The organism is Saccharomonospora xinjiangensis XJ-54 (assembly GCF_000258175.1).
GTDB classification, from domain to species: Bacteria; Actinomycetota; Actinomycetes; order Mycobacteriales; family Pseudonocardiaceae; genus Saccharomonospora; species Saccharomonospora xinjiangensis.
The window spans coordinates 3,255,569-3,281,003 of sequence record NZ_JH636049.1 but is presented as its reverse complement, the minus strand read 5'-3'; the positions used below and the strand labels follow the sequence as shown (position 1 = coordinate 3,281,003).

Sequence of the window (25,435 nt, the reverse complement as noted above, 5' to 3'; positions counted from 1 at the left end):
GTTCTCGTACGCGTGTCCGCAGTTCTCGTACGCGTGTCCGCAGTTGCCGTACATACGGCCCCGAGAGGCGAGGAAGCACAAGGACTACGGACCCGCGCCGCTTGCATGCTGCCGTCCACAGAATGCAGACACCCGCGCAAGAAGTGCGGACACGGTGGTATGACGAAGGGGGAGCATCTCTCGCTCGTGCGAGGACACTCCCCCTTCGTGACGGGGCCGACGAACTTGCCGCTACGCCTTGACCTTCCGCTGACGCGGGTCGAAGGCGTCACGAAGACCGTCACCGATGAAGTTGATCGACAGCGAGATCAGCACCAGCACGACGAACGGCCCGAAGAACAGCCAGGGACGTCCCGTCATCTGCGCGTAGTTCTCCGAGATCACGCGACCGAGCGAGGTGTCCGGCGGCTTCACACCGAGACCGATGAACGACAGAGCCGCCTCGGCCAGCACCGCCTGCGCGACGGCGAGCGTGGCGTTGACGGTGATCGTGCCGACCATGTTGGGCACGAGGTGTTTGAAGACGATGCGCCCCGTACCCGCGCCCGACGCCCTTGCCGCCTCGACGAACTCTCGTTGCGACAGCGACATCGCCTCGGCTCGGGTGATACGCACGATGGGCATCCACGCGAATCCGGCGAGCACCACGGCAACGACCCACCAGCTGCCGCTGAACACCTTCACCAGGATCGCGGCGGCCGCGATCGCCGGGATGATCAGGAACAGGTCGGTGAGGCGGGAGATGGCCGAGTCGGCGAAACCTCCCATGTACCCGGCGAACGCGCCGAGCACGACACCGATGAACGTCGCCACGAGTGACACGGTGATGGCGATGAGCAGCGAGTACTGCGTGCCGCGCAGAATCTGCGACACCATGTCCTTGCCGACCTGCGTGGTGCCGAGCGGGTGTTCGGCACTCGGTTCGGCGAACGACGGGAACGACGAGTCCCAGTAGTCGTGCGGCCAGAACATCGGCATGATCAGCGCCACGAGCGTGATCAGCAACAGCATGCCGACGCTGACCATCGCGAGCTTGTGCCGCAGGAACTTGCGCAGGACGAGCGCGCCCTGACTGCGCGGCTCCGGCAGAGCCTCGTTGCTCAGTTCGCCTTCGGAAATCGGTGGCTTGCTACCGGTTTCGGCGCCGGTCACAAGCGAGTTCATGTCAGCCAACGCGAATCCTCGGGTCCAGAATGCCGTACAACAAGTCCGCGATCAGGTTCGCGATGATCACGGCAATGGAGATCACCACGACCCAGCCCATCATCACGTTCGGGTCGTTCTTGTTCACGGCCTCGACGAGCACAGCGCCCATGCCGTTCCAGTTGAACACCCGCTCTGTGATGACGGCACCCGTCACGACGGTCACGAAGTTCACGGAGAACAGCGTGGTCGTCGGGATCAGCGCGTTGCGGAAGGCGTGCTTCATGATGACGCGCCGCTCGGTGAGACCCTTCGCGCGCGCGGTCCGCACGTAGTCCATGTTCAGCGTCTCCAGCATCGAGGCCCGCTGGAACCGGCTGTACGCCGCGAAGCTGATGAACATGATGGACAGTGTCGGCAGCAGGAACGCGCCGGTGTACTTGACGACGAAGTCCCCGAAACCATCGGCTTCCAGGGTCTCCGGGCTCGTCGTTCGCAGGAACGGATTGCCGAACACGTCGCTGAGGCCGAGGTTGTTGATCACCACGTTGAGGTCGATCGCGTAGATCTTCAGCACGATGGCGACGCAGAAGATCGGCATCGAGAAGAACAGGAACGCCAGCGCGGTGGCCGTGTAGTCGATGAGGCTGTACTGCTTCACCGCGGCCAGCAGACCGACGGCGACACCGAGGATCACGGCGAGGATCTCGGCGCCGAGGATCAGCTGGATCGACACCCAGAAGGCGCTCATGATCTTCGGGAACACCGGCTCCATGGCCGAGCCCTGGGCGATCGAGATCCCCCAGTCACCGGTCAGGAACCCGCCGAGCCAGTCGAAGTACCTGGGAATCAGCGGTTTGTCCAGCCCTAGCTGATGAGCGATCGCGTCGATGGACTCCTGATTGATGTTCGGCTGGGTACGTAGCTCCGCGAGAGGGTCGCCCGCACCGGCCACCATCACGAAGACCAGAAAGCTTCCGATCAGCAGGATCGGAATCGAGATCGCCAGACGGCGAAGGATGTAGAAAACCAGGTTCAACGACTTGCTCCTAGTCCCGGGATCGCCCGGAATTATTTCGTCACCGTCCCGCGCCACGGTAGTGGGGTTCGGGTTCGCGTGAACAGCTACTAACGTCGGCCGTCGGGGACCGGTGTGATGGCCGGTCCCCGACGGGGTCAGACGTCAGCCGGTGACGTGAGAGGGGCCGATTACTCGGCGGCCTCCCACTCCCCGACGTTCCACAGAGCACCGTTGTACGACTGCATGTACACGCGGTCGATACCACGGAAAGCCCACATCGACGGCGTCTCGAACAGCGGGACGGTCGCGTAGTTCTCCGCGAGCGCCTCGTCGGCCGCGATGTAGTTCTTCACCGCGTCTTCCCTCTTGGTCGCCGAGGTCGCCTTCTCGTACGCCTCGTCGATCTTCGGGTCGCTCAAACCCTGCCAGTTCTGGCCACCGCCGGTGATGTAGATGGCCTTGGACTCGGCCTTGAACGGCTGTGACGACCAGCCGAAGAGGGCGATGTCGTAGTCGCCCTTGTCAACACGGCCCTTGAGGAAGTTCGGGTCGGTGTCGTCCTTGATCTCGATGCCGGCCTCACGGGCCTGCGACTGGATGATCTCCACCGTCTGGCTGCGGCGGGCGTTCTCGTTGTGCGAGATCGACACCGAGAACCTCTTGCCGTCCTTGGCGTAGATGCCGTCGGCGCCCTTCTTCCACCCGCCCTCTTCGAGGGTCTTGGCCGCGGCCTCGGGGCCCTTGTTCATCTTGTCGCTGTAGCGGTCCTCGTAGCCTTCCTCCGTGCTGAAGAAGACGATGCTGCCCAGCGGCTTGGCGTCGGCCTGCACCGGCTTCAGCAGCTTGTTGACGATCTCCTCGCGGTCCACGACCTGGAAGAACGCCTTGCGAGCGGCGTCGTCGGCGAAGATGCGCTTGAAGTTCAGGTCGAGGTGCTCGTAGGTGAGCTGCGGCGCGGAGGCGTACTTCACGCCCTGCGAGGCCAGGTTCTTCAGGGTGTCGGCGGCTGTGGCGTCCGGCTGCGTTGACGCGGCGACGTCGATCTCACCGTTCTGCAGCGCGGTGGCCATGGCCTTGGTGTCAGGGATCGCCCGGACCGTGACTTCCTTGGGGCCACCCTTGGCGCCGATCCAGTTCGGGTTCTTCTCCAGAACGACCGTCTCGGAGTTCCGGTCGAAGGACTTGATCTTGTAGGGGCCGGAGCCGGGCATAGTCTCGGCCTTGAAGCCCTTCCACTCGCCAGCCCAGTACTCGGCGACCTTCTTGGCTTCCTTCGACTTCGGCTCCACCTCGCGGATGTCGGAGATGCCGACTTCCTTCTCGATGATGTGCGCCGGCATGAGACGCACGTCGGCGAACATGCCCATGTAGTCGAGGTAAGGCTCGCTGAACTCGGCCTTGAAGGTGTAGTCGTCAACACACTCGGGCGTCATGAGTTCGTAGCCCGTGGTGGAGGCGGAGTTGAACTCCTTGGTCGTGCCGGAGCTGGAGAGCCACGCGAGGTAGAACTCGCGGCAGTCCCACGTGTCACCGTCGGACCACTTGACGCCCTGCTTCATCTTCCACTCGACGGTGAACGGGTCCTCGGAGGTGACCTCCACGGACTCCATCACATCGCCGTTGAGCAGGACCTTGTTGTTGCCGTCGAGGATAGTAGGACCGGTGATGACGCTGGTCAGCACGTAGTTGTTATACGAGCTGTTGGCGTCCGCGGTGTTGTTGTTGTAGGCGGAGAAGCCCTCGTCGATGGCCACCGTGACGGGGTCCATCTCAGGGACGTCGGCGAGCTTGAAGGTGTCACCCTCCTGCGCCTTGCCCTCCGCCAAGCTCTTGGCATCGACGGTCGAGCCGCTGTTCTCATCCGCCGCGTTGTCGCCGCCCCCGCCGCACGCGCTCAGCACGAGCGCTGACGCGGCGAGCATCGACCACGCGGAGATGGCTTTCGATCTCCTCATTACGTGTGCCCTCCTAGCACTGAGTCCCGGGTCTTCCACGGTGGGACCCAACTCTCCGGTTAGCGCCGGAGCTTATGACACGCCCATCACACTCGATTGGCGCACTGCGGGGGAACGCTAAGAAGGATGACCACCATCGGTCAGTACTTCTGGCGGGATCGTGACCAAAGGGTGACATCTATCTAGCGAACGAAACATACAACAGTGACAACGTGTGATCAGTCACTGTACAACCAACCGGGGCTGAGAGTCGATGGCCGACGAGCGTCCGATTGCTGTGGTAAGGGCGGCGCTAGCGAGGAGCGCGGGTCCAGTTGACAGCGGAGGAGAATGGGCCGGTCAGCGCAGGTCCCGGCGTCACTCCGGACGCACCTGAGCCCACAGCAAGAGTGTCGGCGAGCTGGAACAGCGGGATGGAGACGTTCTGGTCCCACACCTCCGGTTCGACCTCGGCGAGGCTCTGCTTCAACGGGGTCTCACCCGTCAACGCGGCATCGAGAGCGGACTGCACCTCCGGATCGCAGAAGCCCGCGGGATTCGCGGGCACCACGAGACCGGTGTCCGGGGTGTTCGCTCCCGCTTCCCCAGTGGATGCTGTGGACGACTCTGGCGTGTCCGTCTTCGACGAATCCGACGCTGCCGACGAGGAGCTGCCGCTGTCGTTCCCCGTGTCCCCTTCGTCCCCGCCGTCCTTCCCGTCCTCGGTGTCGCCCGCGCCGTCTCCTGCGGCGTCGTCCTGCGCCGCGGCGGGGCAGGAGAACCAGGAGGCGGCTGTCGTGGCAGAATCAACGCTGACCGCCCTCGGGATCACCGCGATGTCGATGCCAACCTGGCCGTTGGTCGGTGCGGGTTCGCCTGCGGCACCACCGTCGAGGTCCACGGGAGCGGCCAGCGCCGAACCGAAGAGTTCCCGCGCCGGTGGCTGCACCGCGGTGGCCTCGATGCCTTCCGCGATCAGCTGCTCGGTCAGTGCCTCCGCGATCCGCCCGTACGGCTGTTTCTGCCCCGGCGAGGCCACCACGAGGGAGAGTGCCCTGCCCTCCTCATCGACCCAGCTTCCCGCTTTCCGCTCATACCCTGCCTCGGCAAGCAACCGGTAGGCGCGCCTGGCATCGCGTTCCAGCGGCGGCCCGGAACCAGGGATCGTGTGCGCGTACTTGTCGGACGACGGTGGCAGCACCTGCGCACTGGCCCGCAGGTCCGCCGAGTCGCCACCCTTCGTGCCCTCCTCGATCAGCGCGTTGCGGTCGATCAGCGCCGCGATCGCCTCCCGCACCGTGTCATCCGCCAGCGCGGGCCCCACCGGTCGCAACACCACGTCCACCACGTACGGCTGTGGCACCGCGTGCAGGGCGACCTCGTCACCGAGGTCGGCGAGAAGCGCCCGCGTGTCTCCGCTGACCCCGCCGAGGGTGAACTGGGCGCTGCCGCTGCGCAGCGCCGACACCATACCGGGCCCCTCGGAACGCTGGAGCACGATGCGATCGACAGCCGCGGGTTTCTCCCAGTAACGCTCGTTGCGTTCGAGGATGATCTCGCCCCTCGCGGTGTCGATCTTCTTGATCGCGAAAGGACCGCCGTACGCGGGGAAGTTGTCGGCCAGCGCGGCAGGCCAGCCGCCCGGTGCGTCCTTGAAGACATGGGCAGGAAGCAGGTTCGAGAACAGCGTCTTCCAGCCGGGGTAAGGCTTGCTGAAGATGACCCTCACGAGCTTCCCGCCCTCGCCGGGCTCGATCGAGGAGATCAGCTCGTAACCAGCGGAGTTCGCCACCCCCGGCTGGGATTTCATGGCTTCGGCGAGGTAGGAGAAGTCCTCGACAGCGATGGGCGCGCCATCAGACCACGACGCCTCGGGACGGATGCGGTACTCGACCGTGAACGGGTCCTCACTCGTCACCTCAGCCGACGTCATGAGGCTGTCGTCGAGAGTGAGCTCACCCTCGACGTCCGGCCGGAAGACGGAAGGCAACAGCAACTGCGACAGCGCCGTCGTCACCGTCGAGGCGTCGGCGAGGGAATGCGGGTTGTAGCCGCCGACGATGTCGTCCACCGCCGCCACGATCTGCGAAGGGGTCTCACCCGGCAGCGGCGCCGACGGGGACACGGGCGAGGTCACCACAGGCGGGGGCGGGGTGTTCGAACACGCGGTCAACACCCCTGCGAGCACCAGTACCAGCACGGCCGTCCACGGCCTCCCCCTGCCCCTGCTCGCTCGCACGCCACAGCCTCCCTGCTCGCTCGACACCGTCCACCCCAGGCACAACGATGGTGCCGTGGCCTTCGAGGCTGCCGATCCGGCGACACGGTCACCGACCGATCAGCCGTCACCGTTCCCCCGTGTGGCTGACGCACGGACCGACCGTGTGGTTCCCCCAGTCTCCCAAGCTCGCGTCGCGCCGGTGTCAAGGGCCAGTGTCAATGGCCAGTGTCGAGGGCCAACGTCAAGGGGCGCTGCCAAGGGGCGCTGTCAAGGGGCGCTGCCAAGGACGCAGTCGAAGGGCGGCCGTTGACAGGGCCGAACGCCCGTCAACGGCGCTGTCAACGACCGACGCGAGCCGGGCTACCCGGTCAGGCGTTGCGATCGCGGCTGCGAGCCTTGGACCGCTCCTTGGCACGCTGTGTGGAGTCCAGGACGACCTTGCGCACCCGCACAGCCTTCGGAGTCACCTCGACGCATTCGTCACCCGCGCAGAACTCCAGCGCCTCCTCGAGGTTCAGCGTGCGCGGGCGCGCGAGGCGCTCCAGCTCGTCGGCAGTGGACGAGCGCATGTTCGTGAGCTTCTTCTCCTTCGTCACGTTGATGTCGAGGTCCTCGGCCCTGGGGTTCTCACCCACCACCATGCCCTCGTAGACCTCGGCGCCGGGTTCGACGAAGAAGGTCCCACGATCGGCGAGCTGCAACAGCGCGTACGTGGTGATCGGGCCCGAGCGGTCGGCCACGAGCGAACCGCTGTGCCGCGTGCGGATCTCCCCTGCCCACGGGAAGTAACCCTCGAAGATGTGGTTCGCGATGCCCGTGCCCCGGGTCTCGGTGAGGAAGTCGGTACGGAAACCGATCAGCCCCCTCGACGGCAGCACATACTCGAGCTTGACCCGCCCGGTGCCGTGTCCGTCCAGGTTCTCCATCCGTCCCTTGCGCGACGCCAGTAGCTGCGTGATGGCTCCGAGATGCTCCTCCGGCGCGTCCACGTAAAGCCGCTCGAACGGCTCGTGCAGCTTCCCGTCGATGGTACGGGTGACCACCTGCGGCTTACCGACGGTCAGTTCGAATCCCTCACGCCGCATGGTCTCCACGAGGATGGCGAGCGCCAGCTCACCACGGCCCTGGACCTCCCACGTGTCTGGGCGCTCGGTGGGCAGAACGCGGATGCTGACATTGCCGATCAGCTCCGCGTCGAGCCTTGCCTTGAGCAGGCGCGCCGTCAGCTTGTCGCCGCCGCCACGTCCCGCGAGCGGTGAGGTGTTGACACCGAACGTCATCGAGATCGCGGGCTCGTCCACCGTGATGCGGGGCAGTGCCTCCGGCTGGTCACGGTCGGCGAGCGTGTCCCCGATCGTGATGTCCGGAATACCGGCGATGGCCACGAGATCGCCTGCGCTCGCCTCCTCCGCGGGAACGCGCGTGAGCGCCTCGGTGACCAGCAGCTCGGAGATACGGACGTTCTGCACAGAACCGTCCTCACGCAGCCAGGCGACCGTCTGCCCCTTGCGCAGCCGTCCCGCGTGGATACGGATAAGGGCGATACGGCCGAGGAAGCTGGAGGCGTCGAGGTTGGTGACGAGCGCCCGCAGCGGGGCGTCCGGGTCGGCCTGCGGGGCCGGGATGCGGTCGAGCAGCACCTCGAAGAGGGGGTCCAGGTTCTCCCCGTCAGGAAGCTGGCCGTCGGCGGGCCGTTCCAGGCTGGCGACCCCTGCTCGGGCGGCGGCGTAGACGACCGGCATCGACAACACGCCGTCCAGCGCGTCGTCGTCCATGCCCTCGATCTCACCCGCGAGTTCCAGCAACAGGTCGTGGGTCTCCTCGACGACCTCGGCGATCCTGGCGTCGGAGCGATCCACCTTGTTGACGACGAGAATCACCGGCAGTTGCGCGGCGAGCGCCTTGCGTAGCACGAACCGGGTCTGCGGGAGCGGCCCCTCGCTGGCGTCCACCAGCAGCACGACTCCGTCAACCATGGCAAGACCGCGCTCGACCTCTCCGCCGAAGTCGGCGTGCCCCGGCGTGTCGATCACGTTGATCGTGACGGGGCCGTCGGGCGTGCTGCGGCGGATCGCGGTGTTCTTCGCGAGAATGGTGATGCCCTTCTCGCGCTCCAGCTCTCCGGAGTCCATGACCCGTTCGACCGGCTCGGAGCGTTCGGCGAAGGCCCCCGACTGCCTCAGCATGGCATCGACCAGAGTCGTCTTACCGTGATCGACGTGCGCGACGATGGCGACGTTGCGCAAGTCGGTGCGGACTTTCTGAGCAGCGGCTGTGGGCACGCGAAAGCTCCCTGATGAAGAAGAATGATGGTTGACCAACGGACACGGCGCCTGGCGTGGTCTGGCGACCAGCATAGTCGCCGTAGTCGCAGCCCAACCGTGTCCCCCGATCATCTGCGCGTGGAGAGCGACACACCTAGCCTCGTGCTGTGGGCAAGAAAGGCAAGCACTCCCTGGACGACCCCAAGGCAGTTGTCCGCGAGCTCATGAAGGCGGGCAAGGTCAAGAAGAAGTGCTGCAAGTCGAAACCGCGGTGCGACAAATGCCCCGTGCGAGCGCTGAAGAAGGCACAGAAGAAGGCGCAGAAGAAGATCGAGAAGGCAGCGCGAAAGGCGGCCTGACCCCGTGCGGGAGGCCGACCGTCCCAGGGCGTTCAGCCTGCCAGTGCCTCGTTGATCGCACGCAGTTCGGGGCCGGTGCGCGTGGCCGAGAACTCGATCACCTCGTGATGCGCGAGATGCCGGAGCAACAACGGATCACCGGCCAGTGCGGCTTCGAGTGTGCCCAGCGACATCGGCCGGCTCAGCAACACCTCCCCTCTGTGATCCGCCCTGCGCCCCGACGCGAGCAGACGCCCCAGCTCGAACTGCCTGGCGAGCCATTCGGCGTGGTCGGGAAGCGCATAGTCGATCTCGGGTAGCGGTGCCGTGTAGGTCAGCAGAACGACGTACATACCTCCACCGTAGGACCGCGAGGCGTACGTCACAGGATTCGGCGCCGGAAGCCGATCACAGGAGAGCGAGCAGGGCCGGTACGAGCAGTCGGTCTGCGGGCAGCCAGTCCAGCTCCGCCACCCCTGTGGCCGTCAACCAGCGCAGCGCCCGATGCTCCACGGCCCGTGGTTCGGCCCATGGCTCCCGCAGGGTCGCGGCGTAGACCCGCAACACCATGCCGTTGGGGAGGGCGACGTCGTCGCCGATCCGGTCGCCCACGACGACGGCGACACCCAGCTCCTCAAGGCATTCGCGCCGCACGGCCTCGACGTCGGGCTCCCCCGCCTCGACCCGGCCGCCCGGAAGCTCCCACAGCCCTGCGGCCTCGGGCGGGAAGGCTCGCTGTTGAGCGAGCAGGCGGCCGTCGCGCACCACGGCCGCGCCGACGACGACGGTGGCAACCGTCCGATCGGCTTTGTCGTCTGTGGTCACGAGCAGCACAACCTACCCCGCGTGGCGACGCCACGACACCTCGAACCTCGCGCCTCCGTCCGGCGACTCCCCCACAGCCACCTGCCCGCCTCTCCTTCGCACCAGCTCGGCCACCATCGCCAGGCCGAGCCCTGTACCGCCCGAGGTGCGCGCGCGGTCGTCGGCGACACGGTAGAACCTGTCGAAGACCCGCGACCGGTGTTCGACCGGAACCCCTGGGCCGTCGTCGTCCACCACCACCCGCACGAACGACCGCGACGCAGGCACGGAAACCACCACCTCGCTCGCAGCGTGGGCGCACGCGTTGCGCAGGAGGTTGTCCAGCACGAGTTCCACCTCCGCATGGGTGGCGGAAGCCCAGGCCTGCCTCGCCACGGCGCTGATGCGCACCCGAGGGAGCTGAGGCCCGCCAGGGCTCGCCCTTGCGACGACATCCCTGACGATCGTGGTGACCTCCACCGGCTCCGCTCCAGGTAGTTCACCGGCATCCGCGCGGGCGAGTGCGAGCAGGTTGTCCAGCAATGCTGTGAGGCGCTCCGCCTCGTCGAGAATGTCACGCAGCGTCTCATGAGCCAGCTCCGGATCAGGGTTCGTGACCGCCACCTCGGCCTGCACACGGATCGTCGCCACCGGCGAGCGCAGCTCGTGCGCCGCGTCTCCCGTGAACCGGCGGAGCCGCTCCACGGCCTCCTCCTGGCGGGCGAGCAAGGCGTTGAAATCGGCGGCCAGCGCGCGCAGCTCGTCGTCAGCAGCAGGCAATGGAAGCCGCGCGCCCTGAGGCAGGTGCCGCGCGGCACCTCGCATGCGGGTCACCGGACGCAGTGCCGCTCGCACACCGGCCCACGTGGCGACCGTGGCGATCAAGGCTCCGACCCCGGCGGCGACCAGCAACCAGCGCGCTCCGTCCTCCACCGTGTCCGCGACACCCACGAGCGGCGCGCCCACCGCGACGAGGCGCTGGGCGCCGTCCGGAGCCGTGACCACGGAACCGAGCCAGCGCCACGGCTGAACAACGTCAGCTCCCCCGGCGTCACTCTCGACGCTGACAGGCAACCCCGCCTTCAGGTCTGCGACGTCCTCGCTGCCGAGCCGGGGCCGTTTCCTCCCGTCGATCGGAGCGCCTGCCGTGTCGAGCACCCGCACGTCGATGCCCGGTACCTCGTGCGGTGTCCTGCCTGCGGTGACAGCGGCGTTCGCCGCTGTCAGCACGGCATCGAGCTCGCCGTCAACCGAATCCACCAGTAGCGGACCGAGCGTCCGGCCCGCGAGGAGCGCGAGCCCGAACAGCGGCACCAGAGCCACGGCCGTGACGATCAACGTGATCCGGAACCGGAGGCCACGGCGACCCCACCACCGGTGAGAAGCCCTGTTCACGTCCGCACGGGGACCACGGGTTCGGCTTCCGGCTCCGACACGACGTAGCCGTGCCCGCGCACCGTCCTGACGAACGCGTTCGCTCCCGCGGCCTCGAGCTTGCGCCGCACGTACCCGACATAGACCTCGACCACGTTGCGCGTGGCAGCCTGCTCGTCGCCCCAGACCTCCCTCAGAAGGTCCTCCTTCGGCACCACCGTGCCCACGCGTCCCGCGAGAGTGTCCAGAAGGGCGAACTCCCTCGGCGACAGCGGCACCGGCTGGTCGTGCCAGCGCACCTCGCGCTTCGCTCTGTCGATGGTGAGCGCTCCGATCCGCAGAGGACCGCGGTGCCCTTTCGACGCCCTGCGCAGCACAGCCTTGATCTGAGCGACCAGTACGACGAAGGAGAACGGTTTCACCACGTAGCCGTCGGCTCCCAGGTCGAGGCCGTCCGCCTGGTCGATCTCGCCGTCCTTGGCGGAAACGAGCAGCACCGGTGTGCCGACTCCCTCCGCGCGAAGCTGTTGGAGCACTCGGTAGCCGGACAGTCCAGGAAGCATGATGTCCAGCAGAAGCACGTCGAACGACCGGGTCCGCGCCAGCCGCAACGCCGTCGGCCCTTCTGCTGCCAGGACGACGTCCATCCCTTCGGCCGTCAGTCCGCGTTGCAGGGCCTTGCGCATCCCAGCTTCGTCATCGACAACCAAAACCCGAGGTCTCACATGCACAGGATGCCGGTTCGGCGTGGTTTCCGGCACGGGTTCTCAGTGTTGTCTCAGCGTCGCTGCGGCTCTCAGCGCGATCTCAGCGGAGATGGGCGAGTGTGGGAGTTGCCGCTGAGGGCACACTGGATCCGGATGTGAGGAGACGACGTGAAACCCGTCAATCCGAGAAGAAGAGCAGCTGTCATCGCCGTGTCAGGCACGGCACTGGGAGCTGCCGGGCTCGGGGTACTGGCCGTGCCGGCCGGTGCGGGAGAGGCACCCGAACTCCCCGCCGTGGAACCGCTGGCTCTGGTCGAGTCGGTGCTTCGGTCCGACGCCCCTGCCCTGTCCGGGTCGATCACCGTGGACAACGAGCTCGGTCTGCCGAAGATCGACGGGATGTCAGCCGTCACAGCCGAGTCGGGACGGGTGTATTTCGACGGCGAAGGTCGCGCCCGGCTCGCGCTCGAACTCCACGGAGGTGAGTACACGGTCGTCAGCGACGGCACGCAGGTCTGGAGCTACGACTCCGAGGAAAACATCGCCACCCGCCTGAGTCTGCCTGACCATGCGGACATGGAAAGCCCACACGGAGCTGTCCCCTCCGACCCCGCCACCATGGCCAAACGGCTGGTCGAGTTCGCGGGCAAGGCCAGCACGGTGTCCGTGGACGGCACGGCAACAGTCGCGGGGCGTGCCGCTTACGAACTCGTGCTCACCCCGAAGCCCACCGAGAAGACGCTGCTCCGGGAGGCTCGCATCGCCGTGGACGCCGAGAACCGGCTGCCGCTACGAGTATCGGTGTTCACCCACGGCACTGCGGAACCCGTGGTCTCCCTGGGCTTCACCGAGATCGATTTCGGCGGGCAGGCCCCTGACCTGTTCAGCTTCACTCCACCTGCGGGCGCAGAAGTGGCCGACATCGAACCGCGAGCGCGCAATCGCGGGGAGAAGCCTTTCGACGACGCTCACGTCGTCGGTGAAGGGTGGGACAGTGTCATGGTGGCGCGGGTGACCGCCGACACCAGAAGCGAGCTGGCCGACGCCAGGACACACGACTTGCTTTCCCGTATCGGCACGAGGGTGAACGGCGAATACGGCGAGGGCTACCTCGTCAAAACCCGGGCTGTCACCGCCCTCCTCACCGACGACGGAAGGATCGCTGTGGGCGCTGTGCCCGAGAAGGTCCTGAGCGATGCGCTTTCCAGGAGCGGTAGGTGACAACGCTCGATGGCAGGGTGGGCGCTTTCGACGACGGGCCGGAAGCGTCCCCTCCTCCGACAGGGGCGATCGCCGCGTCCGCCCGGGGCCTTCGCAAGGTCTACGGGCGGACGGTGGCGGTCGAGCACGTCGATCTCGACATCCCCGAGGGTGCGGTGCTGGGAATGCTGGGCCCCAACGGTTCCGGAAAAACCACAACGATCCGCATGCTGCTGGGGCTCAGCAGGCCGACGGAAGGTATCGCGACCGTGCTGGGCCACGCCGTCCCAGAGCATGCCGGGAAAGCACTTCCGGACGTCGGAGCACTCGTGGAGGGTCCCGGGTTCCATTCGTTCCTCTCAGGACGCGACAACCTGCTGCGTCTTGCCGCTGCCGAGCCACGCCTGGCCAGGCAGGACATTCCCCGTGCCGTCGAGACAGCTCTGGAACGGGTCGGTCTGTCTGGTGCGGCCGGTCGGCGCTATCGCGGCTACTCGCTCGGTATGAAGCAGCGACTGGGACTGGCTGGTGCGCTACTGGCACCCCGCAAGCTCGTCGTGCTCGACGAACCCACGAACGGCCTCGATCCGGCAGGAACTCGCGACGTACGAGCGTTGATCGCCGAGCTGCACGCCGCAGGCGTCACCGTGCTGGTGTCGTCTCACCTGCTCGCCGAGGTCGAGGCCACGTGCACCCATGTTGCCGTGCTCAATCACGGCACCGTGGTCGCGCAAGGAGAACTCGCCGAGCTGCTCGACTCGGGTACCCCTGCCGTCATCGTGTCCACACCCGACTCCGAGAAGGCGCTGAAAGCTCTGCGGCAGGCCCGGATCGTCGCTCGGCCCGCGCCAGGCGGGGTGCGCGTGGATGTGACGACCACGACCCCGCCCGAGGTGGTCGCGACACTCGTGCGCGCCGACGTTGCCGTCTACGAGGTCCACAAGGACAGAACCGGCCTCGAGGACCTGTTCGCCCGGCTGACCCAGGGAGCAGATCCGGAGGAGCGACCGTGACCGAATTCGACCGACCACAGCCCGATGCGTCCACCACGAACGTCGAGGGGCCACTGTGGACTGCCGAACCCGTTGCACGCGATCGCGTGCCGGTGGGCAGACTGCTCCGCTCAGAACTCTCCCTGATCTACCGCAGGCCCCGGAATCTCGTCCTTCTCGGCATCCTCGCGGCGATCCCGGTGATCATGGGAATCGCACTGGCGGTCATCGAGAAGCCGACAGGTGGACCTGACGGTGAGGGCCGGAACGTCGCGCTGCTGACCACGGCAGCCGGCAACGCGCTGGTGTTGCCGGTCGCCGCGTTGGTCGTGTCGCTCACTTTGATGTTGCCACTCGTGGCGGCGATGTCGGGTGCCGACGCCATAGCGGGTGAGCAGGCGAGTGGAACTCTGCGTGGCTTGCTGCTGGCACCTGTCGGACGAGGGCGGGTGTTGTTGGTCAAGGCCGTCGGCGTCGCGATGCTCACGTCCACGGCGGCCGTGCTCATGGCGGTGAGCGGCATCGTCACCGGGCTGGTTTTCAATGGCACCGATGCCTTGTTCACCTTCTCGGGCACGACGGAGTCCTTGCCGGGTGCCGTCTGGCGAGTGTTACTCGCCTCGGCATGGGTTGCGGTGCAGCTATGGGCGGTGGGAGCCGTGGCGCTGGCAGTCTCCACCGTCACCGAGCATCCCATCGTTGTACTGGTGTCGGTCGTCGGCGGGGTGCTGCTCTTCTCCATACTCAGCGCGCTCGAAGCGCTGTCGTGGCTCCATCCGTTCCTGCTCAACACGTCGTGGGAATCCGTGGTGGACGTCCTGCGAGACCCGATCCCACTGGATGCGCTCGGCGAAGGCATCGTCCGCGCGGGCTGCTACATCGTGATCGCGCTGTCACTCGCGACAGCCCGAATGCTCACCAAGGACAGCTGAGGGGCACGGCTATACGAGCGTTGTGTCGCAAGCTCGCGGTACTCCGGCTGTGACGAGGTGACGGCCCTCTGAGCGTCTCCTCGTCACAGCCCCACCGTGGCAATGCCGTCCGCGTCCAGGGTGAGGACAACCCGATCACCGGCTACCGCCCTGCTGGTCATCGCCGCGACCGCGGCCACCTCGGAGAGATCGCCGTCAGGTTTCACCACGAGCCGAACGTGATCACGGCGGTGTACCCGAGCGAGCACTTCGCCCCGCAGCGAACCGGACGGTGGCGCGGCTTCGGAGGCCCGGTCGAGTTCCTCTGCCCGCACAGCATTGGGCCGCAGCCCGATCAGCACATCGCCGGTGCCACACCAGGGGAGTGAAACCTCACCCAACACGCACCGCAACCGACCGTGGTCGGCCCGTCCGTGCAGGAACGTGGTCACGCCGAGAAACCGGGCGATCCGTTCGTCCACCGGCCTGCGCCACACGTCGAGCACATCGCCCACCTGCCGGATCACGCCGTTGTCGAGCACCGCGATCCGGTCGGCCAGTGTGAACGCCTCTTCCTGGTCGTGCGTGACGAGAAGCGTTGTGGTTTTGGTGCGTCGCAGCAGTTCGGTCACCTCGATCGCGAGCTGTTCGCGCAACTCCGCGTCGAGTCCGGACAGCGGTTCGTCGAGCAACAGCAACCGGGGCTGCGGAGCGAGTGCCCGAGCCAGTGCGACCCGCTGTGCCTCCCCTCCGGAGAGTTCCGTGATCTTGCGGCGCTCGTATCCACTGAGGCCGACCAGATCGAGCAGTGTGCGCACCCGCTCCTGCCTGGCCACACGATCCATGCCACGCATGCGCAGACCGAATGCGATATTGCCTGCCACATCCCGATGCGGGAAAAGCTGACCGTCCTGGAAAACCAGCCCGAAGTTGCGGCGGTGGACAGGCACCCCGGCGAGATCGTCACCATCCCAGCACACCCGGCCGCCCGCGGCAGGTTCCAGACCCGCGATCGTACGCAGCAGAGTCGATTTGCCCGACCCCGATGGCCCGAGCAACGCGAGAACCTCACCATCGGCGATCTCGAGTTCGGCATCACGAACCGCGACCACGTCGCCGTAACGGACGGACACACCGGAGACGGTCAACATCAGAATTCTCCCAGCCGCGCATGCGGAGCACGCACGCTCTCGATCACTGCCGCCACGATCACCGTGACCACCATCAGCAGCACGCAGCCCGCGTACGCCATCAAATGGTTCAGCTCGCCCGGCCGGTTGATGAGGTCCGCGACAGCGACCGGCAGCGTGGGCTTGTCAGGGCGAGCCAGGAAACTGGTGGCGCCGAACTCCCCGAGCGCCACGACGTACCCGAACGCCGCTGCCGCGATCAACGACCGCGCCACCAGCGGGAAATCCACTTCCCGCCACACGCGCACAGGGCTCGCGCCCAGCGTCGCCGCTGCCTGACGCAGGCGTTCGTCCACCGAACGCAGCACCGGCAGGATGAGCCGAACGACCATAGGAATGATCACCAGAGCCTGCGCGAAGGGGATCAGGAGCGGCGAGGTCCGCAAATCCCACGGCAGATCACCGAGCGTCACCAGATAGCCGAACCCGACGGTCACCGCCGACACCCCGAGGGGCAGCATCAGGGCCGCGTCGGTGATCTCACCCGCGGTCCTGGCGCCCCTGCTCGGTGAGCGGCGCAGTACGACGACGGTGACCGCCGCGATTATCCCCACCACGAGGGCGAGCATCGTGGCATCGGATGCCGTGCGGAGCGAGTTGAGCGCGGCATCCCATCCTGTGACGTTCAACGCGCCGTCCTGCCCCGCTCCGGACAGTGCCCGGTATCCGTCGAGGGTCCAGCCCTGCCGTCCCGACACTGAGCGAAGAAGCAACGCGACGATCGGGGTCAGCAACAGACCGAGCACCAGCGCCGAGACTGCCACCACAGCCCACTCGCCGCCCTCCGGTCTGCGAGCCGAGTGCCGCGCCGAACGAAGCTGCGCCGCGTGTTCGTTGCGGCGGCGGGCCACCGCGCCGACGCCGAGCGAGGCGACAACGGCCAGGAGTTGCACCAGTGAAAGCGCCGCCGCGCCGGGGAGATCGAGCAGATCCACCGTGCGGAGGTAGATCTCGGTCTCCAAGGTGCGGTAGCGATTGCCTCCCAACATCAGCACCACACCGAAGCTCGTGGCGCAGAACAGGAACACCACGGCCGCCGACGCCGACACCGCAGGGAGGAGCGCGGGCAACGTCACGGTGCGGAACGCCCTGAACCGGGATGCTCCGAGTGATCGGGCCGCGTCCTCGACCCGCCGGTCGAGGTGAGCCCAGAGGCCACCGACGGTGCGAGCCACGACGGCGACGTTGAAGAAGGCGTTGGCGACCATGATGCTGAGCACGCCGCCGTCCGGCCACAGCGCGCGGAACGCCAGCCCGACCACGACAGCGGGCAGGACGAAGGGCACCAGCACGAGCGTGCGCACCACGGTGATCCCGGGGAGCCGCACTCTCGCGAGGACGAAAGCCAGCGGGAACCCGGCGATCAAGGCGACCACGGTGGCGCCCAGTGCCTGCGCGACCGTGAAACCGGCGAGTCGCCACGTCGAAGGGTCGGCGAGCGCCTCGGCAACTCCGCCTTCGGTGAAACCGAGGCGGATGATCGCGACGACGGGCCAGGCGAAGAACAGCCCGAGGAACGCGACCGGCAGGGCGGCCAGCGCGCCGATCGCCGACGCCCGCCGCACGCCGGACCGCGGGCTCAGCCCTCCAGCAGTGAGCGCCATTCCCCGATCCACTGCTCCCGGTTGGCCTCCACTTGTTCACCGGGCAGCGAGATGGGCTCACGCGGCAACGGCGCAGCCTGCGCCCACCCCTCGGGGAGCGCGACGCCCTCCCTGGTCGGATACACGTACATGTTCGCGGCGACGGTGGACTGGAACTCGTGCGAGAGCAGGAAGTCGATCACCTTTCCCGCCTCGTCGGGGTGTTTCGTGCCTTCGAGCACGCCCGCGTACTCCACTTGCCGATAGCAGGTGTCGAGCAGTGCCTTGGTGCTGGTGGTGCCGTCCGGCCGGATCTCGGCGGCGGGAGAGGACGCGTACGACAGCACGATCGGCCGGTCGCCCTCACCCGAGGACCCCGAGAAATCCTGGGTGTATGCCTCGGTCCATCCGCTGACGACCTTCACTCCGTTGTCGGCAAGGTCGCCCCAGTACTCCTTCCAGCCGTCCTCACCGTATTTCGACACGGTCGCGAACAGGAAGGCCAACCCTGGCGACGACGTGGCCGGGCTCGGCACCACGACAAGGTCCTTGTACTCCGGCTCGGTCAGAGCGTCGAGACTCGTCGGCTCGGGCACGTCGTTGGCGGCGAACCACTCCGTGTCGATGTTGACGCAGACATCGCCGACATCGATGGCCGACAGCCGCTGCTGCGGGTCGAGGGCGTAACGCTGCGGGCCCCGGTCCGCCTCGGGTGAGGTGTACGGCTGGAACACACCCTCCGTGAGCGCGCGGGAAGCGAACGTCGAATCGACTCCGTACGCGACGTCGGCGATGGGGTTGTCCTTGGTGAGCACGAGCTTGTTGGTCAGCTCCCCCGCATCGCCTTCCTTGCGGATCTCGACGCGGATGTTCGCCCGCTGTTCGAAGGCATCGACCACCTCTTGCGGGACGGCCCACGACTGGTGGGTGACGAGGGTGACCGTCACCGGCCCTTCCTCGGGCTCGTCCTCAGCACCGATGACCGTGCATCCGGCCGTCAGCGCCCCGGCCGAGAACAACGCGATCGCCGCGCGCAACGACGTTGACCACTGGCCCGACCTCTGGCCCATTCAGCCTCCTCGCCGTGACCGCGCAGGAAGCTGCCGTACACCTTCCTGCGTCGGCATGATCCGAATCAGGTGCGGACGGTCGTGGGCCGCGTGCCCACCTCTCAGCCCGGCGCGCCGGACTCCCGTGGCAGCGTGCAGCGTACCCGTCCCCGTACCACGATGAGCGCATGACGGAGCTACTCAGTGACCAAGGCATCGACGAGGCCCTGCGCGAGCTGCCCGCGTGGCGGCGCGTCGGCGACGCGATCGAGCGCGAGACCGAGCTGGCGAGTTTTCCGGAAGCGATCGAGGTGGTGAACCGGGTCGCCGAGCTGGCCGAGGCGGCAAACCATCATCCGGACATCGACATCCGTTGGCGCACGGTCATTCTCCGCTTGAGCACCCATTCCCACGGCGGAGTCACCGACAAGGACATCGCTCTTGCACGGGAGGTCGAAAGAGTGTTCCCGAGCGTATGATTCCGGCCTTTTCGGGCAACTCTCGGGCGGATGCCCAACGTTGGGATTGGTGAGAACCGATCACCTTGAAACCCGAGGGGAGTGCGCGATGATCCGCATCGTCCGGCGTGCGCCGTTCGCGTCGGCGCTGGCTCTGTTGGCGGTCTTGCTGGTGGGGGCGATCCAGCCCGCGATCGCCGAGCCTGCGGATACGGAGCGACCTCCCGAGAGCGCGCCGACCGCTCCGCGCGACGAGGTCGTCCAGGCTCTCGTCGTCGGAGGAACGGCCTTCGCGCTGATGGTCGCGGCTGGCGCCGCCGTGTTGTTCTACACGGCCCGACGTCGTCAAGATGACCCGCTGTGATGTTGTGATTACCCTCTGGGGCGCAAGCCGCGGTGTGGAAGGTCCCACCGTGGGCCTTTCACACCGAGGGAGCACGATGTTTTCGCAGCGTGGCGTGGTGACCGTGGTGGCGCCGTTGGTGGCGGTCGTACTGGGGTTGGCGGGTTGTTCCGGCTCCTCGGGCACGCCGAGTGGGGAGGCGGCGCCTGCGGGTAGCTCGCAGTCCAGGGCGGCTGACGAGCAGGCCATCCGTGACACGTTCGAGCGATATCGCACCGCACTGCGCGAGCAGGACGGCGAGTCGGTGACCTCGCTGGTCACCGCGGGAACGCTCGACTACTACGGTGAGCTCGCCGGGTTGACCGCGACCGGAGGTCCCGAGGAGATCGGGGCACGGGGCATGACCGACCGCATGAACGTCGCCATGCTGCGGCACAAGTTGGGGGCAGGGAAGGCTGAGGGCATGGACGGCAAGGCTCTGCTGACTTTCGCCGCGAAGGGCGGCCTCGTGGACAAGTCGGCCGTCGAGGACTTCTCGCTCGGGGAGATCACCGTCAAGGGCGACACCGCGGTCGCGTCCGTGTCGCCGTCACGCCAGGACGGCCCTCAACTGCCCCCGCGCACCTTCGCGAGGGAGTCGGGTCAGTGGCGGGTCGATCTTCTCCCGATGATCGAGAACACCGACAAGACGCTCGCCCAATTGGCCGAGAAGTACAAGCTGACCGAGGACGAAGTGATCTTCAAACTCCTCTCGGCGGCCACAGGGAAGCAGGTCGGCCAGTCGATCTTCGCCAAGCCGTAACGATTCGGGTGATCAACGCGGTGATCGGGGTGCCGAGGTACGTCGAAGGGACCGTCATGCATCGGAACGCACCCGCGCTGACCCCGAACCAGCGCGCCGGGATCTGGGCGCTCGCCACCGCGATCACGCTGTTGTTGATCATCGCTTTGGGGGCGCTCGGGTGATCGCCTCGAGGTGAGAGGGTTCTCATCCGGAACTCATCGTCGGCCAACGCGCCTGGTGCACTCTGGGGCGAATGACCGCGTGCCCACTCCTTCTCGAACCTCTGACCTGCACCTTTTGCTCGGCTCGTCCGCGAGGGAGCTCGTCGCCGCCGTGCTCGGTGCCTCCCCTTTCCCGGCTGCCGAGGTCCGGTCGGTGCGGCCCATGTCGGTGACCGTGCAGCCTTCCGGTGCCGCGCTCGTCCGATACGCCGTCGAGTTGGGCATGCCTGACGCGACCGTCGTGCGGGAGACACTTGTGGCGGCGACAGGCTCTCTGCTGCCCCGAGGTGCGGCCGTGGTGGAGGGTGATATCGACGCCAGGCAGATCGCGGTGGGCCTGTGGCGGTGGCCGAACGACCCCGCGCTTCCCGCACTGCCGCGGCTTCTCGACCCGCACCGCCTGAGAAGCCTGCTCGCGTCGGCCGACGTATCCGGGGAGCATCCGCCGATCGTCCGGGTGCTGTCGTACCGGCCGACGCGGCGGGCGGTGCTGGAGATCACGACGGGGGAACAGCGGCTGTTCGCGAAGGTCGTCACCCCGTCGCAACTGCCGGGGCTTCGCGACCGCCACGATCTGCTTGTGCAGTGCCTGCCTGTGCCTCGCTTGCTGATCACCACCGACGACGGGCTCGCGCTCATGCCCGCTCTGCCCGGCTCCTCGGCTCGCACCGCATTGCGCCTGCGCGATCCGCTGCCAGGCCCTGCCATGTTGGAGGACGTACTCGACCGCCTTCCTGCGGCTCTCACGGGCCTGCCGCGCCGATCCGATCACCGGCGGAGTGCCCACCACTACGGGGCCGTCCTTGCCATGACAGTTCCGGAGGAAGGCCATCGCGTCACCACTCTCGCCGACGCGATCGCCGACGCCGATGTCGGTGAGCATCCCATCGTGCCGACGCACGGTGACTTCTACGAACATCAACTCCTGACAAGCGGCGGCCAGGTGACAGGTCTGCTCGACATCGACACGGCGGGCCCTGGGCATCGACTCGACGACTGGGCGAACCTGCTGGCCCATCTGTCGGTCACCGGAACCCCACAGGCTCGCCGATGGAGAAGCGAGATCCTGTGGCACGTTCGAGACCGTTTCCGCATGGACGACCTGTGCCCGCGAGTGGCGTCCACATTGCTTGGCCTGGCCACCGGCCCTTTCCGCACACAGCGAGCCGGTTGGCGGGAGCGCACCCGGCAACGCATCGATCTGGCCGAGCACTGGCTCACCTCACCATGAGAGTCCCCTCATCCGATTCTCCGGCCCTTCTCATGCAGCCGCGGAATGCTGGATCACGTCGAAGTCATGGAAGGGAAAAAGACGATGGCAATGACCCCCAACTGGAAGATCCTGACCGTCGGCGCCGCGCTCGCGGGCCTGGGCGTCACCGGCACGGGAATCGCGCTGGCCGACGACGCCACCAGCACCTCGCACACCAAGGCGATCGAGGTCACCGCAGTCGGGTCGCCCGGCGCCTCACCGACTCCGGCCGCGCCGACGGAGGACGACCACCGCGCGGGCAGCACGGGCACCGAGCACAACGCCGATGACGCTGACGACACCGCCGACGACACGGACAACACGCCCGACGGCAACACTCCCGACGAGACGGACGACAGCCCGGACGACGCCCTCGACGGCACGGACGACACCCCCGGCGAGGCGGACGACAATACGCCCGACGGCGACTGAGTGCGGCCGGTCGGCCTGCTCGCCCCGAGCCGGCCGACCGGTGGTTCAGTCGCGTTCCTCCAGCCGGTATCCCATGCCGCGCACCGTCGTGATCCGGTGCGCCCCGAGCTTGCGCCGCAGGTAACGGACGTACACATCGACGACGTTGGAACCCGGGTCGAAGTCGTAACCCCACACCCTGCTCAGCAGTTGTTCCCGCGACAACACCTGGCCGGGATGCCGCAGAAAGGTCTCGGCGAGGGCGAACTCCCTCGCCGAGAGATCCACCGTGTCGGTGCCCACGTGCGCCCGCCGCGTCCGCAGGTCGAGCCGTAGCCCGCCGTACGCGAGCACGGTCGGCTCGGTGGCGCGTTCGGGCACCAGCCGAAGCCTCACGCGGGCCAGCAGTTCCTCGAACCGGAACGGCTTCGGCATGTAGTCGTCGGCGCCACCCTCAAGACCCGCCACCGTGTCCTGCACGGAATCCCGCGCGGTCAGGATGATCACTGGAATCGGACAGCTCTGCTCACGAAGCTTGCGCAAGACCGTGAATCCGTCCATGCCCGGCAAGCCGATGTCCAGCACCATCAGATCGAACGAGCCGGTGAGCGCGTACTCGTACGCCGAGGGACCGTCCTCCACCACGGTGACCGCGAAACCGTTTGCCCTGAGTCCTTTCTCGACGAACGCCGCAATCCGAGGCTCGTCCTCCGCGATCAGGATTCGGCTCATCGTCCTCCTTCGACGTGCTTGGGCTGCGGTGTCCCGGCCGCGATGGGAATCTCCACCGTGAACGTGGCGCCACAATTAGGTTCGCTGTCCACCATGGCCCTTCCCCCGTGCGCTGCGGCGATGGCTCTCACGATCGACAGGCCAAGGCCCGCACCCTCGGAACCGCGGCCCGATTCGCCCCGTGCGAACCGCTCGAAAATGCGCTCCCGGTCTTCTTCGCGGATTCCGGGGCCAGAGTCCGACACCTGGAAGCGCACGGTTCCGTCATCACGGTGGGAGGCGAACGCGATACGCCCTCCCCTCCGCGTGTACCGGGCGGCGTTGTCGGCGAGCGCCACGACGGCCTGGGTGATGCGCTGCGGGTCCATGACGGCCTCGCCGTCGGCCACGTGGTCGAGCGTCCAGTCGCGCCCACCGAAACCGGTGATCTTGTCGTAGATCGCCTCGGTGAGCGCCGCGACGTCCACCGATTCGGCGCGCAGGAACTCCGGCTGCTCCGACCGCGCGAGCAACAGCAGGTCGGACACCATACGGTTCATCCGCCCCAGTTCGTCGTCCACCAAGGCCACGGTGCTTCTGACGTCCTCATGGTCTGTGGGGTCGAGGACTTCGAGGTGCCCTCTCACGATGGTGATCGGGGTGCGGAGTTCGTGCCCCGCGTCGTCAATGAACCGGCGCTGCACGGCTACGGCGTTCTCCACGCGGTCGAGCATGGCGTTCACCGTGTCGGCGAGTTCCCCGATCTCGTCGCCAGGACGCGAGGACGACCGGGGAATACGCCGGGAAAGATCGACGTCGGTGATCGAACGCGCTGTCGTCGTGATGTCGCGCAGAGGCCGTAGTATGCGGCCTGCCACCAACCACGCACCCGCGGCGACGAGCAACATCGTCACCGCCCCCGCGGCGAGCATCAACCGGGCTGTCTGGTTGACGTCTTCCCGTTCCCTGTCCGCGAAGTACGCGGCGACGAGCACGCCCGCACGCGGGTCGTTCTCCAATCGCACCGGCACGGCGACGTAGCGCACTTCACCGGCAGCGCTCCCGTAACTTCCGGCCTCAGGCCGGATCACCGTCGATACGAGCGCCGTGAAATCGGGATCGCTCGCCAATGGCACAGGCGCCTTTTGCCTGCTCTGGTAGGCGAACGTGCCGTCAACGTATCCGATGAACTTCTCGTTCGGCCTCGCGAGGTTGTAGGTGATCGCGGCGTTGAGCACCTCGTCGATCCCGGTGAACGCCTGCCCCGTCGCGGGGTCGATGCCGCTTTCGGTGAGGGTGCTGAACTCCTCGATCTCACTGCGCAGCGCGTCGTCCATGCGCCTGTCCACATCACCCACGGACAATCGCCACGTCGCCAGGGTGAGCGCGCCCAGCGCCACCAACACCAGCAGCAACATCCAGCCGATGATGCGAGCACGTGCCGTGGACAGCGCGCGGTGTCGCGGCCTGCGAACGGACGCCGAACGCGCTGTCGTCGTACCGGTCGCGGTCATCGATCGCTGTCGAGATCGTCGAGATCATCGAGGTCGTCGGTGTCGTCGGCGTCGTCGGCGTCGTCAAGCGCGGGCGGCGGTCCCACCACACCGTCGTCGTCGATGTTGTCGTCATCGTCGGCGTCGTCACCACTCTGCGCCGGCGCCGGGGACGGTGATCCCGCCCCGGGGACCTTCGAAGGGGTGCTGATGGTGATCGGCTCGGGCAGCGGCTGAGGAGGCGCGGGCCGGGTGATGAACAACACCGCGACCAGAATCCCGCCGACAGCGACCAACATCGACACGATGACGAGCGGGCGTTTCACCCGGACGAGTCTAGGTCTCGACCCATGGCGCAGCGGTGAGAACGGGATGAGAACGCTCTCATCTTCGGTCGATATCGACTGGCGGCACGGTCCGGTCCCGAACCATGATCGGTCGCTGTGGACACCTGTGCCGACTTCTCCGTGAAACCGACCTTGGAAGGACGTGCGGTTCTGCTCCGGCCTGTGCGCAGAACCGACGCTTGCGCCCTCGTGGCCATGCTCGCCGACCCCGAGGTGAGGCGGCTCACCGGCACCCACCGCACGCTCGCCCCTCGTGAGGAGTTGCGCCAGGCCGAACAGTGGTACAGCTCACGGGGCGACCACACCGACCGACTCGATCTCGCGATCGTCGAACGCGTCACCGGCGCGTACGCGGGGGAAGCGGTGTTGACCGATCTCGACCGCGACAACCGGTCGTGTTCTTTCCGCATCGCGCTCGCGAGTCGCAGACTGTTCGGCCGAGGCTATGGCACCGAGGCCACGCGCTTACTCCTTGCTCATGCCTTCGGCACCGTTGGTCTGCACAGGGTGGATCTTGAGGTCTATGCTTTCAACCCACGCGCCCTGCGGGTGTACGAGAAGGTCGGCTTCGTCTGGGAGGGCACAAAACGTCAGGCCTTGTACTGGGACGGTGAGTGGATCGACGCCCATGTCATGGGAATGCTCGCGCGGGAGTGGCTCGCGCATCGGGGTGCCCCATGACGA

25 protein-coding genes and 1 riboswitch are annotated in these 25,435 nt (G+C 67.0%); of the genes, 10 read left to right on the top strand and 15 right to left on the bottom strand.

Annotation, left to right across the window (positions count from 1 at the left end; all coding sequences use genetic code 11):
- Positions 1–231: 231 nt before the first annotated feature.
- The 5 genes from SACXIDRAFT_RS14870 to typA all read right to left on the bottom strand — a co-directional run bounded on the left by SACXIDRAFT_RS14870 (position 232) and on the right by typA (position 8,601).
- Positions 232–1,164, bottom strand: a complete 933-nt coding sequence (locus SACXIDRAFT_RS14870; RefSeq protein WP_006239405.1) for an ABC transporter permease — start codon at positions 1,162–1,164, stop codon at positions 232–234.
- Between the two features lies 1 nt (position 1,165).
- Entirely contained in the window at positions 1,166–2,182 is a 1,017-nt protein-coding gene (locus tag SACXIDRAFT_RS14865) for an ABC transporter permease (RefSeq protein ID WP_006239404.1), read from the bottom strand.
- A 170-nt stretch (positions 2,183–2,352) separates the two neighbouring features.
- Complete coding sequence (locus SACXIDRAFT_RS14860) at positions 2,353–4,119, bottom strand: ABC transporter family substrate-binding protein (RefSeq protein ID WP_006239403.1); 1,767 nt, start codon at positions 4,117–4,119, stop codon at positions 2,353–2,355.
- A gap of 292 nt (positions 4,120–4,411) precedes the next feature.
- Positions 4,412–6,337 carry an ABC transporter family substrate-binding protein gene (locus SACXIDRAFT_RS14855; protein ID WP_006239402.1) on the bottom strand — a complete coding sequence of 642 codons (1,926 nt, stop codon included), beginning with the start codon at positions 6,335–6,337 and terminating at the stop codon, positions 4,412–4,414.
- 350 nt (positions 6,338–6,687) lie between these two features.
- Positions 6,688–8,601 carry a translational GTPase TypA gene (gene typA / locus SACXIDRAFT_RS14850; RefSeq protein ID WP_006239401.1) on the bottom strand — a complete coding sequence of 638 codons (1,914 nt, stop codon included), beginning with the start codon at positions 8,599–8,601 and terminating at the stop codon, positions 6,688–6,690.
- A gap of 149 nt (positions 8,602–8,750) precedes the next feature.
- On the opposite strand from typA, the gene SACXIDRAFT_RS14845 reads away from it, so the two are divergent.
- Positions 8,751–8,942 (top strand): hypothetical protein, encoded by a 192-nt coding sequence (locus SACXIDRAFT_RS14845; RefSeq protein WP_006239400.1) that lies wholly within the window; start codon positions 8,751–8,753, stop codon positions 8,940–8,942.
- A 32-nt stretch (positions 8,943–8,974) separates the two neighbouring features.
- Here SACXIDRAFT_RS14845 and SACXIDRAFT_RS14840 read toward each other — a convergent pair whose 3' ends face one another.
- From SACXIDRAFT_RS14840 to SACXIDRAFT_RS14825, 4 genes are read right to left on the bottom strand one after another with little or no spacing between them, the layout of a single operon-like run.
- Positions 8,975–9,274 carry a YciI family protein gene (locus tag SACXIDRAFT_RS14840; protein ID WP_006239399.1) on the bottom strand — a complete coding sequence of 100 codons (300 nt, stop codon included), beginning with the start codon at positions 9,272–9,274 and terminating at the stop codon, positions 8,975–8,977.
- 55 nt (positions 9,275–9,329) lie between these two features.
- Positions 9,330–9,746 (bottom strand): NUDIX domain-containing protein, encoded by a 417-nt coding sequence (locus SACXIDRAFT_RS14835; protein WP_006239398.1) that lies wholly within the window; start codon positions 9,744–9,746, stop codon positions 9,330–9,332.
- 12 nt (positions 9,747–9,758) lie between these two features.
- Complete coding sequence (locus SACXIDRAFT_RS14830) at positions 9,759–11,120, bottom strand: sensor histidine kinase (RefSeq protein WP_006239397.1); 1,362 nt, start codon at positions 11,118–11,120, stop codon at positions 9,759–9,761.
- Complete coding sequence (locus tag SACXIDRAFT_RS14825; RefSeq protein ID WP_083840216.1) at positions 11,117–11,824, bottom strand: response regulator transcription factor; 708 nt, start codon at positions 11,822–11,824, stop codon at positions 11,117–11,119. Before SACXIDRAFT_RS14825 ends, SACXIDRAFT_RS14830 begins: the two co-directional genes overlap by 4 nt.
- 150 nt (positions 11,825–11,974) lie before the next feature.
- On the opposite strand from SACXIDRAFT_RS14825, the gene SACXIDRAFT_RS14820 reads away from it, so the two are divergent.
- From SACXIDRAFT_RS14820 to SACXIDRAFT_RS14810, 3 genes are read left to right on the top strand one after another with little or no spacing between them, the layout of a single operon-like run.
- Positions 11,975–13,027, top strand: a complete 1,053-nt coding sequence (locus SACXIDRAFT_RS14820) for a LolA family protein (protein ID WP_006239395.1) — start codon at positions 11,975–11,977, stop codon at positions 13,025–13,027.
- Positions 13,024–14,019 (top strand): ABC transporter ATP-binding protein, encoded by a 996-nt coding sequence (locus SACXIDRAFT_RS14815; protein ID WP_006239394.1) that lies wholly within the window; start codon positions 13,024–13,026, stop codon positions 14,017–14,019. Before SACXIDRAFT_RS14820 ends, SACXIDRAFT_RS14815 begins: the two co-directional genes overlap by 4 nt.
- On the top strand, positions 14,016–14,930 hold the full coding sequence (locus SACXIDRAFT_RS14810; protein ID WP_006239393.1) for an ABC transporter permease: 915 nt from the start codon (positions 14,016–14,018) through the stop codon (positions 14,928–14,930). Before SACXIDRAFT_RS14815 ends, SACXIDRAFT_RS14810 begins: the two co-directional genes overlap by 4 nt.
- An 83-nt stretch (positions 14,931–15,013) precedes the next feature.
- Here SACXIDRAFT_RS14810 and SACXIDRAFT_RS14805 read toward each other — a convergent pair whose 3' ends face one another.
- Genes SACXIDRAFT_RS14805 through SACXIDRAFT_RS14795 form a run of 3 tightly spaced genes read right to left on the bottom strand, consistent with a single transcriptional unit; the run spans position 15,014 to position 18,752 of the window.
- Positions 15,014–16,060: an ABC transporter ATP-binding protein gene (locus SACXIDRAFT_RS14805; RefSeq protein ID WP_006239391.1), complete on the bottom strand. Its 1,047-nt coding sequence runs from the start codon at positions 16,058–16,060 to the stop codon at positions 15,014–15,016.
- Positions 16,060–17,703 carry an ABC transporter permease gene (locus tag SACXIDRAFT_RS14800; protein WP_006239390.1) on the bottom strand — a complete coding sequence of 548 codons (1,644 nt, stop codon included), beginning with the start codon at positions 17,701–17,703 and terminating at the stop codon, positions 16,060–16,062. The genes SACXIDRAFT_RS14805 and SACXIDRAFT_RS14800 overlap by 1 nt, the downstream gene beginning before the upstream one ends.
- Positions 17,679–18,752 (bottom strand): thiamine ABC transporter substrate-binding protein, encoded by a 1,074-nt coding sequence (locus SACXIDRAFT_RS14795; protein WP_006239389.1) that lies wholly within the window; start codon positions 18,750–18,752, stop codon positions 17,679–17,681. Before SACXIDRAFT_RS14795 ends, SACXIDRAFT_RS14800 begins: the two co-directional genes overlap by 25 nt.
- A gap of 25 nt (positions 18,753–18,777) precedes the next feature.
- Positions 18,778–18,888, bottom strand: a riboswitch (TPP riboswitch).
- Between the two features lie 31 nt (positions 18,889–18,919).
- Here SACXIDRAFT_RS14795 and SACXIDRAFT_RS14790 point away from each other — a divergent pair.
- The 5 genes from SACXIDRAFT_RS14790 (at position 18,920) to SACXIDRAFT_RS14770 (ending at position 22,221) form a co-directional block, all read left to right on the top strand.
- Entirely contained in the window at positions 18,920–19,210 is a 291-nt protein-coding gene (locus SACXIDRAFT_RS14790) for a 4a-hydroxytetrahydrobiopterin dehydratase (RefSeq protein ID WP_006239388.1), read from the top strand.
- Between the two features lie 88 nt (positions 19,211–19,298).
- Positions 19,299–19,553, top strand: coding sequence for a hypothetical protein (locus SACXIDRAFT_RS14785; RefSeq protein ID WP_006239387.1), 255 nt, complete (start codon positions 19,299–19,301; stop codon positions 19,551–19,553).
- A 76-nt stretch (positions 19,554–19,629) separates the two neighbouring features.
- Positions 19,630–20,334, top strand: a complete 705-nt coding sequence (locus SACXIDRAFT_RS14780) for a hypothetical protein (RefSeq protein ID WP_006239386.1) — start codon at positions 19,630–19,632, stop codon at positions 20,332–20,334.
- 243 nt (positions 20,335–20,577) lie between these two features.
- Positions 20,578–21,768 carry a phosphotransferase gene (locus SACXIDRAFT_RS14775; protein ID WP_040922198.1) on the top strand — a complete coding sequence of 397 codons (1,191 nt, stop codon included), beginning with the start codon at positions 20,578–20,580 and terminating at the stop codon, positions 21,766–21,768.
- 84 nt (positions 21,769–21,852) lie between these two features.
- Positions 21,853–22,221, top strand: a complete 369-nt coding sequence (locus tag SACXIDRAFT_RS14770) for a hypothetical protein (protein ID WP_006239382.1) — start codon at positions 21,853–21,855, stop codon at positions 22,219–22,221.
- A gap of 45 nt (positions 22,222–22,266) precedes the next feature.
- On the opposite strand, the gene SACXIDRAFT_RS14765 is transcribed toward SACXIDRAFT_RS14770, so the two are convergent.
- From SACXIDRAFT_RS14765 to SACXIDRAFT_RS14755, 3 genes are read right to left on the bottom strand one after another with little or no spacing between them, the layout of a single operon-like run.
- Positions 22,267–22,932 (bottom strand): response regulator transcription factor, encoded by a 666-nt coding sequence (locus SACXIDRAFT_RS14765; protein ID WP_006239381.1) that lies wholly within the window; start codon positions 22,930–22,932, stop codon positions 22,267–22,269.
- On the bottom strand, positions 22,929–24,425 hold the full coding sequence (locus tag SACXIDRAFT_RS14760) for a sensor histidine kinase (RefSeq protein WP_006239380.1): 1,497 nt from the start codon (positions 24,423–24,425) through the stop codon (positions 22,929–22,931). The genes SACXIDRAFT_RS14765 and SACXIDRAFT_RS14760 overlap by 4 nt, the downstream gene beginning before the upstream one ends.
- Positions 24,422–24,730, bottom strand: a complete 309-nt coding sequence (locus tag SACXIDRAFT_RS14755) for a hypothetical protein (protein ID WP_040922197.1) — start codon at positions 24,728–24,730, stop codon at positions 24,422–24,424. The genes SACXIDRAFT_RS14760 and SACXIDRAFT_RS14755 overlap by 4 nt, the downstream gene beginning before the upstream one ends.
- A gap of 117 nt (positions 24,731–24,847) precedes the next feature.
- On the opposite strand from SACXIDRAFT_RS14755, the gene SACXIDRAFT_RS14750 reads away from it, so the two are divergent.
- The gene (locus SACXIDRAFT_RS14750; RefSeq protein ID WP_006239375.1) at positions 24,848–25,432 is read left to right on the top strand and encodes a GNAT family N-acetyltransferase; all 585 of its coding nucleotides are present in this window, start codon (positions 24,848–24,850) and stop codon (positions 25,430–25,432) included.
- Positions 25,433–25,435: the final 3 nt, after the last annotated feature.